The following is an 8,083-nucleotide window of genomic DNA, read 5'->3' on the forward strand; positions in this document are numbered from 1 at the left end:
GGCGGCGTTCGATGGGTCCAGTTGGCCGTGCTCGAAGGCGGAACTCGCGTGATCAGACTCCGCACACCGAGATCGCCGTTCAATCACGCGAGTTCCGCCTTCAATCACGCGAGTTCGGCGTTCAATCACGCGAGTTCGCCGTCTGATCACGCGTGAAGGCCCCCTTCCCTCGGCTGAACAGAGGGAAGGGGGCCTTCACGCGCAAAGCGACCTACACGTAGTCCTTGTACTTCTCCAGGAACCGCACAGGCTTGGACAGCGCGTCGCGACGGAACGGGTCGCCCAGCTCGCGGGTGCACATGATCTCGATGACGGTGGTCTTGCCCTCGTTCATCTGCGCCTCGACGGCGCGCCGCAGCGCGGGGCCGACCTCGTCGAGCTTCTCCACGACGATGCCTTCCGCGCCCATCGCCTTGGCGATCCCCGCGAAGCTCTCGCTCTCCAGCTCGCCCGCGACGAACCGGCGGTTGTAGAAGTCGACCTGGTTCTTCTTCTCCGCGCCCCACTGCCGGTTGTGGAACACCACCGCGGTGACCGGGATGTCGTGGCGGACCGCGGTCATGACCTCGCCCATGCTCATCCCCCAGGCGCCGTCGCCGGCGTAGGAGATCGCGGGCCGGTCGGGCGCCGCGGCCTTGGCGCCGATGATGGTCGGCAGCGCGTAGCCGCAGTTGCCGAAGCTCATCGGGGCGAAGAAGCTGCGTGGCTCCTCGAAACGCAGATAGCTGTTCGCGACCGAGTTGATGTTGCCGATGTCGGTCGACACCATCACCCGCGGCGGCATGGCCTTCTCCAGCTCCCGCAACACTTCCCGCGGGTGCAGCCAGTTGCCTTCCTCGGTCTCCTGCTCCTCGATCATGTCGAGGCTGAACGGGTCGTTCTCGTGGGTCCAGGCGTCGAGTTCGGCCTCCCACTCGTCCTTCTCCGCCTTCATCTTCGCCGCGCGGACGTCCTTGGTGGCGTCGCACGCCAGCGTCCGGTCCGACAAGCGTTTGGTCAGCGCGACCGCCGCGTCCTTGGCGTCACCGCAGATACCGACGGTGATCTTCTTGACCAGCCCGAGCATCTTGTGGTCCGCGTCGATCTGGATGATCTTCGCGTCCTTGGGCCAGTAGTCCATGCCGTGCTGCGGCAGCGTGCCGAACGGGCCGAGCCGCGAGCCGAGCGCGATCACGACGTCCGCCTGCGAGATCAGCTTCATCGCTGCCTTGGAACCCTGGTAGCCCAGCGGCCCGCACCACTGCGGGTGGCTCGCCGGGAACGAGTCGTTGTGCAGGTAGCTGTTCACCACCGGCGCGCCGAGGCGTTCGGCGAGCGCCTTGCACTCCTCGACGCCGTCGGCCATCACCACCCCGCCGCCGGAGATGATCACCGGGAACTCCGCCGTGGCCAGCAGGGCGGCGGCCTCGTCGAGGCTCCGTTCCCCGCCGGGACCGCGATCGAGCCGCACCGGCTCCGGGATCTCGGCCTCGATCTCGCCGTAGAAGTAGTCGCGCGGGATGTTGAGCTGCGTCGGGCCGAGTTCGGAGTGGGCCCGGTCGAAGCAGCGGCCGGTGTACTCCGCCATCCGCTTCGGGTTGTTGACGTGCCCCTGGTACTTGGTGAACTCCTGGAACATGGGCAGCTGGTCGGCCTCCTGGAAGCCGCCGAGGCCGGTGCCCATCGTGCCCGCCTCCGGGGTCACGATGACCACCGGGCTGTGCGCCCAGAAGGCGGCCGCGATCGCGGTCACGCAGTTGCTGATGCCGGGGCCGTTCTGGCCGATGACGACGCCGTGCCTGCCGCTCACCCGGGCGTAGCCGTCGGCCATGTGCCCGGCGCCCTGCTCGTGCACCACCGGTACCAGCCGGATGCCCGCCGGCGCGAAGATGTCCATCGCGTCCATGAACGCCGACCCCATGATGCCGAAGATGTCGGTGACGCCGTTGGCCACGAGCGTCTCGACGAAGGCCTCGGACGGGGTCATCTTCTTCCGGCCGCTGACGACCGTGCGGCCGTCACCCGTCTTCCGTTCCGTCATGTTCCGCTCCTTCGACAGGCGAGATTTACAAAAAACGATACGTGGCGTTCCTGAAATCAGGATGCGGTCGACGATAGGACGACTATCGCCCAGGGTCAACGCCAGATCCTGAAAATCGAGACGCAATGTGCTACTTTTCGGAACATGGAGCTGCTTCGCGAACCCGATCCGATCAACGGGGACACGCCGACCATCCGGCTGTTCTCCCTGCTCGAGCTGATCGCCGCCAAGGATCAGCTGGTCTCCCTGCAGGGCCTCGTCGAGGAGACAGGCTTGCCGAAACCGACGCTGCACCGCATGCTGCAGCAGCTCGAAGGGGCGAGCTTGCTCGTCCGCCAGGCCGACGGCCGCCACTACGGCACCGGTCATCGGCTGCGGCAGCTCGCGGAGAACCTGCTCCTCAACGCGACCCACCACGGCGCCCGGCACGCCGTCCTGCGCCATCTCGTCGACGAACTCGGCGAGAGCTGCAACGTGACCACCTTGTCGGGCAACGAAATCGTCTACCTCGACCGGGTGGAGACCCCGGAACCGCTGCGGTTCTACCTCCGGCCCGGCTCGCGTGTGCCGATCCACTGTTCGGCCAGCGGCAAGATGGTCCTCGCGCAGATGAGGCCGTCGCAGCGGCGGAAACTGCTCGCGCACGCACCGCTCAAGCAGTACACGAACAAGACCCTCACCGACCTCGACGCGCTCGAGGCCGAGTTCACCCGCATCCGCCGCGACGGGTTCGCCCTCGACGACGAGGAGTTCCTGCCCGGCTTGGTCTGCGTCGCGGTCCTCGTCCCGGGGCGCGCCAACCTCTGCGTCGCCGTGCAGGCGCCCGTCATGCGGCTGACCCCGGACAAGGCGCTGCAAACGCTCCCGGCACTGCAGCGCGCCGCCGAGGCGATCAGCCGCGTCGACGCCGAGGGCGGGTCCGAAGCGGAAAGTGTTCCGTCGTAAGGAGTTCTCATGGTCCCCGAGCTTCGGCTCCCGGTGCGCGACGTCTTCGGCATCGATTCGGATCTCGTCGTCAGCGCGTTCCGCGAACGCGACGAGCACGTCCCTGAGATCGACGAGGCGTATCGCTTCAACCCGGACGTGACGCTGGCCCTGCTCGCCGGGTTCGCCCGCGACCGCCGCGTGCTGGTGCAGGGCCTGCACGGCACCGGGAAGTCGACCCACATCGAGCAGGTCGCCGCGCGGCTCAACTGGCCGTGCGTGCGCGTCAACCTGGACGGCCACCTCAACCGCCTCGACCTCGTCGGCCGTGACACCGTCGTGTTGCGCGAGGGCAAGCAGGTCACCGAGTTCCAGGAAGGCATCCTCCCGTGGGCACTGCAGCGGCCGGTCGCGCTGGTGCTCGACGAATACGACGCCGGCCGCCCGGACGTCATGTTCGTGCTCCAGCGGATCCTCGAACGCGACGGCAAGTTCACCCTCACCGACCAGAACCGGGTCCTGCGCCCCCATCCGTCCTTCCGGCTGTTCGCCACCGCCAACACCGTCGGGCTCGGCAACCTCAACGGGCTCTACCACGGCGCGCAGCGGCTGAACCACGCGCAGATCGACCGCTGGAACATCGTGGCGTCGCTGAACTACCTGCCCGCCGCCGAGGAGATCGCGATCGTGCGGGCGAGGGTGCCCAGCGTTCCCGAAGAGCTCGCGGCGTCTTTGGTCGCGGTGGCAGCCTTGACCCGCAAGGGTTTCCAGGCCGGTGATCTGTCCACTTTGATGTCTCCGCGCACGGTGATCACCTGGGCGGAGAACATCGAGATCTTCGGCGATCCGGCGACAGCGTTCCAGCTTTCCTTCGTGAACAAATGTGACGAAGCCGAGCACGCCATCGTGGCGGAGTACTTCCAACGGTGCTTCGACGACGAACTCCACCTGCTCTCGGCATGACCTCGGGGCAGGCGGAAACCCGGCGCCGCAATCAGGTCGAGGAGCTGTGCGCGGCCGCTGTCCGGGCGCTCAGCGGCGATCCGGCACTGCATTTCCGGGCAAGGCGGCTGCATCGGGGACGCGAACCGCTGCCCCTGCACGCGCCGCATCTGCTTCAGTCCGCCGAAGACGATCTGCTGTCCTCACGCGGGATCGCGGACGGGATGGCGTTGCGCCTGACAGCCTCGGACGCCGACCTGCACCGGAGCCTGTGCCCCGAAGATCCGGCCGAACGCGGGATTTTCGAGCTGCTGGAACAGTTCCGCGTCGAGTCGCTCCCGCCCGCGGAGCTGCCGGGGATGCGGCGGAACCTGCGACGTCGCCATCTCCGCTGGTCGCTGGAGTTCCACCGATCCGGGCTGACCGAGACCGCCCGCGGCCTGCTGCTGTACACGGTCGCGCAGATCTGCCGGTCGCGGATCACCGGTGAACCCGTGGTCGAGGAGACCGAGGACCTCATCGAGGCGACCAGGTTCGCGCTGGCGCCGTCGCTCGGTCACGACCTCGCCGGGCTGCGGCGGCATCGGCAGGACCAGGCGGCCTTCGCCGGGCACGCGCTGGGAATCGCCCGGACGATCGGCGACCTGCTCACCGCGACCGACAGCGAGGCCGAGGACGACGGCGAACCCACCGACCCGCGGTTCAGCCTGGTGATCGACTTCGACGCGAGCCTCGGCGAGCAGATCCCCTCCGCGACCGCTGGAACCAGCCGGACTTTGGGTGAATCCGGTGCGGCGTACCGGGTCTACACCACCGCGTACGACCGGGAACGGCGCGCGTCGGACTTGGTGCGCCCCGGACTGCTGCCCGAACTCCGCGAACGGCTCGACCGGCGTATCGGCAGACAGGGCGTCAGCCCGGGACGGCTGGCGCGCGACCTCAAGACAGTCCTCGCGGAGCCCGCGCGCGACGGCTGGGACGGCGGTCAGGAGGAAGGCCACCTCGACGGCCGCACCCTGGCGCAGCTGATCAGCTCCCCCACCGAACGGCGGATCTTCCGCACCGAACGGATCGAACCGGTGGCGGACACGCTCGTGACGTTCCTGATCGACTGCTCGGGTTCGATGACGGCGCACGCGGAACCCGTCGCCACGCTGGTCGACCTCTTCGCGCGCTCGATCGAACTAGCCGGCGCGAGCTGTGAAGTGCTCGGCTTCACGACCGGCGGCTGGAACGGGGGAAAACCCGGACGGGACTGGAGGCGAGCGGGACGGCCGCGGCATCCCGGCAGGCTCAACGAACGGCTCCACCTCGTGTTCAAGGACGCCGAAACCCCGTGGCGCCGGGCACGTCCGGATCTCGCGGCCTTGGTGAAAGCCGATCTGTTCCGGGAAGGGATCGACGGTGAGGCGGTGGCCTGGGCCAGCGACCGGATGCGCGCACGAACGGAAACGCGCCGGATCCTGCTCGTCCTCTCCGACGGCAGCCCGATGGACAGCGCGACGAGCCTGGCGAACGATCCGCACTACCTGGACGAGCATCTGCGGGAAACCGTGCAGCGGCAGGAAAACACTGTCGAGATCCGCGGGGTCGGCGTCGGGCTCGACCTCAGCCCCTTCTACCGCCGCTCCCGGGTTCTCGACACTTCGGTCACGTCGGGGTACGCCCCGTTCCGTACCGTCCTCGAACTACTCGCCCTGCGGTGAACCCTGCTGTTGGTCACCCTGCTGTTGGTCACCCTGCTGTTGGTCACCGGAGTCGCCGAGGAAGCCTTTCGCCTTGTCTGCGGCCGTGTCGATCTTGTCGGCGTGTTCACCGAAGCGGGATTTGGCGAAATCGGCGGCCTTGTCGACGTGCTCCCCGCTCACTTTGTCCTTCATGCCTTCGAAGTCGATACCCATGCGAACTCCTCTGATGGTCAATTTGCGGGACGCCGGACTTCCGGCGCGTACATCCATCAAAGGTCATTCACGCCGTCCTGCAACTTGAGCCGGACGGTTGGGTGAGTCTTCGCGACTTCACCTCATTTACCCTTTCCAGATAAGGAAAACGGCCTCGACCACCGCAACGGTGCGGCGGCCGAGGTCGCTCACTCGGGTGGACTTGCCGTCCGTTCGCCCGATCACCGTTGGCGCTTTTAGCTCTTTCGTGTTCGTATGCCTGGCGTCAGCCAAAGCGAGACGGCCAAAGGGAGTTCGAACTTCATGCGCAGGAAAATTGCCCGGACGGTAACGGGCGTGGCGATCGTGGCCGGTCTGGTCGCCGCGTGCGGCTCCGAGGGCGAAAACGGTGCGGCGGGAACATCTGGCGCGAATGGAACCGCTTCAAGCGCGCCGGCCGCGTCATCAGGAGCGGGCACCGGGGACGCGGGTCAGGCAGGCGGCGAAGCGGCCCAGAAGGTGACAGCGGCGATCCAGCAGGCGCTCCAGCAGTCACCGATCATGTTCACCACGGAAAGCGCCGAGCTGTCCGAGAAGAGCAAGTCGGCACTCGGCGAGATCGCCAAAGCCATGCAGGGCAACGACGTCAAGGTCGCCGTCGCCACCCACGCGGGGTACCCCGACGCGGAAAAGTCCAAGGCGCTCTCCGAAAAGCGCGCGGAAGCGATCACCACCGCTCTCGAAGGAGCGGGTGTGGCCAAGGATCGCGTCAAGAGCGAAGCGACCGGGAACGAGAAGGCTCAGGGCGACAAGGCGTTGGACACGCAGATCACCGTCGCCCAGTGACCCTCGACGGGCGCCGCCGCCGTCATTATCTGGTCGGCCCCAGTGGTTTTCCCAATTTCGGCGACGAACTGATCGCGGCGACGTGGTTGCGGTATCTGGCGCGGACCGAGCCGGAGGCCGACGTCTGGCTCGACACCCACTCGCCGGGGCCCGCGCAACTGCTGCTGAACGATCTGCACCCGCGCCTGCGCTGCACGGACACCCTGTGGCGGCTGTGCGGCGAGGCGCCGTCGGACGATCCGTGGGAAGTGGCGCGCTGGGTACAGTCGGCGGTGGACGACCCCGGGCTCGCGCCGCGGTGGGACGCGGGCATCGCCCTGCTCGGCCGGACCGACGTGGTACACCTGATCGGCGGCGGCTACCTCAACGCGCTGTGGCCGCGGCACGTCGGGCTGATCGCGGGCGCCGCGGCCGCCGCCCGGCGGTCGGGCGCCCGCACGGCCATGACCGGGCAGGGCCTGACACCTTTCCCGCCCGGTGCCACCGACCTGCTCCGGTCGCTCGCCGACCGCTTCGACGTCGTCGACGTCCGCGACGACCCGTCCGCCGAACTGCTCCCCGGTGTCGCCCGGACGTGCGACGACGTCTTCCTCGAACCGCCCGAGCAGTCACCCGCCGCGCAGGCGCGCGAATTCGTGCTGTGCGTCCAGTCCGACATCGGCGCCTTCGAGCCGTCCGTGCTGGCCGCCCAGGTGCTGGGCTTGCTGCGGTCGTGGGAGGTACACCCCGAGCAACTCGCGATCGTCGAAGGAATCCCCCGGATCGACCGCGCCGTTCCGGCGTTGCTGGAACACGAACTCGCCGGCGCGGAATTCCATCCTTTCCGCGACATCTGGCGCCATGGTCTGCCGTTGGCACCCGGTCAGACCTGGATCTCCAGCCGCTACCATCTGCACCTGGTCGCCGCAGCGGCCGGCGCGGCAGGTCTCGCGGTCAGCGTGTCGCGCGCGTACTACACGACCAAGCACCGCAGCCTGATCGACCTCGGCTCGGGATGGACGTCGTTCGACGCCGAGGTGGGCGGGACACCGGACCGGCCGACCGGCACCGGGTTCCCGCCGCACGTCCTCCGGCGGTGCCGGGAGTCGAAACTTTCGGTGGCCAAGGCGGTGTACGGAAGTCAGGTGGCCGAGGAAGCCGCGACGCCTGCCCCGGCGCGGCGCCTCGCCTTGCGTTCGTGGCGGGCACGATCGAGCTAGCTACGAGGTATGGCGAGGCGCCGGAGGTACCGCGCAGGGCACGTGGGTCGTGAGTGGCGATTCGGGGTTATTGAGGGGTAAGGCAAACGTGTCCTGCCGACAGTCCGTGAAGGCCTCCTTGCCCACCCTGAAAGTAGCGAAGGGGACCTTCACAGACTCTCTCGACGTGGTCCCTCGTGAAACTGGAGCTATACGGGCAGGCGTGTGTGGGGGGGGGGCCAGGAGGGGCCGGCGGGGTTGGCGGGGGGGGGGGGTGGGGGGCACCACCCGCG

At 68.1% G+C, this 8,083-nt stretch carries 7 protein-coding genes; 5 read left to right on the forward strand and 2 right to left on the reverse strand.

Annotated elements, in window-relative coordinates:
* Window positions 1-211 precede the first annotated feature (211 nt).
* A complete protein-coding gene (gene xsc / locus ACZ6YV_RS31495; protein WP_465513069.1) occupies window positions 212-2,020 on the reverse strand; it encodes a sulfoacetaldehyde acetyltransferase in 1,809 nt (602 codons plus the stop codon).
* 144 nt (window positions 2,021-2,164) lie between these two features.
* On the opposite strand from xsc, the gene ACZ6YV_RS31500 reads away from it, so the two are divergent.
* Genes ACZ6YV_RS31500 through ACZ6YV_RS31510 form a run of 3 tightly spaced genes read left to right on the forward strand, consistent with a single transcriptional unit; the run spans window position 2,165 to window position 5,592 of the window.
* Window positions 2,165-2,965, forward strand: a complete 801-nt coding sequence (locus tag ACZ6YV_RS31500) for an IclR family transcriptional regulator (protein WP_465513070.1) — start codon at window positions 2,165-2,167, stop codon at window positions 2,963-2,965.
* 9 nt (window positions 2,966-2,974) lie between these two features.
* Window positions 2,975-3,907, forward strand: a complete 933-nt coding sequence (locus ACZ6YV_RS31505) for an AAA family ATPase (protein ID WP_465513071.1) — start codon at window positions 2,975-2,977, stop codon at window positions 3,905-3,907.
* On the forward strand, window positions 3,904-5,592 hold the full coding sequence (locus ACZ6YV_RS31510) for a cobaltochelatase CobT-related protein (RefSeq protein ID WP_465513072.1): 1,689 nt from the start codon (window positions 3,904-3,906) through the stop codon (window positions 5,590-5,592). Before ACZ6YV_RS31505 ends, ACZ6YV_RS31510 begins: the two co-directional genes overlap by 4 nt.
* On the opposite strand, the gene ACZ6YV_RS31515 is transcribed toward ACZ6YV_RS31510, so the two are convergent.
* On the reverse strand, window positions 5,575-5,787 hold the full coding sequence (locus ACZ6YV_RS31515) for an Rv0909 family putative TA system antitoxin (RefSeq protein WP_465513073.1): 213 nt from the start codon (window positions 5,785-5,787) through the stop codon (window positions 5,575-5,577). The two genes, ACZ6YV_RS31510 and ACZ6YV_RS31515, sit on opposite strands and share 18 nt — an antisense overlap.
* A 336-nt stretch (window positions 5,788-6,123) precedes the next feature.
* On the opposite strand from ACZ6YV_RS31515, the gene ACZ6YV_RS31520 reads away from it, so the two are divergent.
* Together ACZ6YV_RS31520 and ACZ6YV_RS31525 are read left to right on the forward strand one after the other, a co-directional pair.
* Entirely contained in the window at window positions 6,124-6,612 is a 489-nt protein-coding gene (locus ACZ6YV_RS31520) for an OmpA family protein (protein WP_465513074.1), read from the forward strand.
* The gene (locus tag ACZ6YV_RS31525) at window positions 6,609-7,811 is read left to right on the forward strand and encodes a polysaccharide pyruvyl transferase family protein (protein WP_465513075.1); all 1,203 of its coding nucleotides are present in this window, start codon (window positions 6,609-6,611) and stop codon (window positions 7,809-7,811) included. The genes ACZ6YV_RS31520 and ACZ6YV_RS31525 overlap by 4 nt, the downstream gene beginning before the upstream one ends.
* The last annotated feature ends 272 nt before the right edge of the window (window positions 7,812-8,083 follow it).

Source organism: Amycolatopsis sp. NPDC102522, from assembly GCF_055584485.1.